Genomic DNA, 2315 nt, shown 5'->3' on the forward strand with positions numbered 1-2315 from the left:
CATTGCCGCAAAGAATGAGTGTTTAATAATTCTATCCTTGCATTCTGGTTTACAGTGAGGAAGGATAGTCAAGCATACGGGCGTGTTTTCTGCCAAAATCCAAGTGCGTTCTCATCTAACCAGCGAATCAATTTATATAGCATGGGCTGCATTGGCTATCCTTGCATTCATCGAGCCTAAACCTGATTTAAATAGTCTGGACTCCTCCCGGTGAATTGTGCGTAAAGATCATTTCGGATCTGAAACTGAGCGATATTTTGGATTACTCAGGATGGATCTGAGCTCTGCCTGTACTTTGGTTCTGTTCCGCTTGTCGAACTTTCTCGGGAATTCAGCGGCTCTTCATACAGCTGTCTGTTATCGAATCAGCAGGCTTGCGTTTTCGATGTCTTCTTTTGTGATCCAGGAGAGCTTGAGCATTTTTGCAGACCCTCCCGCATGGCAGTTTCTGGCCATCCTTCCCGACTATGATCTCGTCACAGTTTTTTTCCCCACTGTGGTATTTGCTTTTGTGACTCGACAGGGCTCCAACATTCTTGCAGAACTTCCCGCATGGCCGCTGCTGACCATCCTCCTCAACCACGATCACTTCACAGGCTTGTTGCCCGCTGTGACTTTTGCTTTTGTGATCCGACAGGGCTTTAGCATTCTTGCAGAGCTTCCCGCATGGTCGCTGCTGACCATCTGCCCCGATCAAGATCACGTCACAGGTTTTTTCTCTGGTGTGGTAACCGCTTTTGTGAGTCGTTAGAGATGAAGCACTCTTGCAGACTTTCCCGCATGGTCGCTGCAGGCCATCCTTTCCAACCACGATCACGTCGCAGACTTGTTGCCCGGAGTGTTCTTGTCTTCTGTGATACGACAGGGTTTTAGAATTCTTGCAAAGCTTTCCACATGGCCGCTGTTGACCATCCTCCCCGACCAGGATCACTTCACAAGTTTGTTGCTTGCCGTGGCATTTGCTTTTGTGAGCCAACAGAGATTGAGCATTCTCGCAGAGTTTCCCGCATGGCTGCTGCTGGCAATCCTCCCCGACTACGGTTACGTCACAGGTTTTTTGCCCTGTGTGATATCTTCTTTTGTGATTCACCAGAGCTCTGGCATGCTTGCAGAGCTTCCCGCATGGCCTTGACTGGCCATCCTTCCCGACCACGGTCACCTCACAGTTTTTTTGACCACTGTCGGCTTCGGCTTTTGCTGCGCTTGTTTGGGAAAGCTGAGATTGCCGCTGATCCAATTGGAATGACTCAGAGCTTGTTTGTTGTGTTTCTGAATCGTTGAGCGTAAAAGCCGTCCCGTCTTCTTCGGGAAGACTCTGTAAATCGAAGGATCCATTAATGACCACAAAGTCATCAGCTATGGAAGACAAATGCCGGAGCATTGGCTCATCATCATTCAGTAACCCGGCAATCTCAATGGCATTCCGGATTGAATCTATAAGGTTTTGTCGGGACCCCATAACATTTTCGGAACCAAAATGCCCCATGCAACTTAAGCAGTGTCCAGCAGCCAAGTGGGGGCATGAGCTTTTCAGGCTATTCAGGGGCCATTCAGTGGGCTCAGTGCTATTGGATGAGGGGCGGAATCGACAAAAGCCATGGCAGGGATAGGCAAAACAATTTAAACCTAAAGTGTGCAGGTGTTGCTGATGGCCGCCTCCGTTACCTCCGCTACAGTCATTATTTAAAAGGCTAATGAAAGAGCTTACAGGCGGGTGGGTTGCTGCTTGCGGGGCCTGCTGGCTGGATGATTCTGACGACGGGTATTGTGGCGGGTTATTTCCGGAGCCAAACACCGTAATGATGGTTGCAAGCGGGTGACCCTGATTCGCCTGTTGCTCAATCGGGTTAAATAGCCGCGTATTGGGGTTACAATGGTTTTTTAAAAGCCAACCGACAGTGACAACCACTTCTGCAGGAAGCCAGAAATAGGGGGTGACACTCAGGCGGGCCTCTGTGGTGAGGATCAGTTCGCAAACAATCAGCAGATTCGTAGCGTAAAGCCATTGCCACGACATCGACACAATGATGTTCTTTTCTACACAATAACCAAGTGGTCTGTGTCGTTTTTTATCAAGTACTAAATCTGGTCCTTCATAGTCGTTTATATGAGCAATATTCGACTGGTTTCCCGACAACGTATGCCAGTCACGTTTTATAGAAACGCGTTGTTTTAGAGAATCTGGATTCTGTTTAAGCTCGAAAACAAAAGTTCTTGTCAACGATCCGGCCGAACAGGCGACAGACAACGACATTAGCAGTAACAGCATTGCCGCAAAGAATGAGTGTTTAATAATTCTATCCTTGCATTCTGGT

General features: G+C 48.2%; 1 protein-coding gene. It reads right to left on the reverse strand.

The features are described 5' to 3' along the window. Positions 1-331: 331 nt before the first annotated feature. On the reverse strand, positions 332-2315 hold a 1984-nt coding region (locus KDK17_RS14210), incomplete at its 5' end, for a hypothetical protein (RefSeq protein WP_257288338.1).

This window comes from Endozoicomonas sp. SESOKO2, assembly GCF_024606245.1.
In the GTDB taxonomy this organism is placed as follows: domain Bacteria; phylum Pseudomonadota; class Gammaproteobacteria; order Pseudomonadales; family Endozoicomonadaceae; genus Endozoicomonas_A.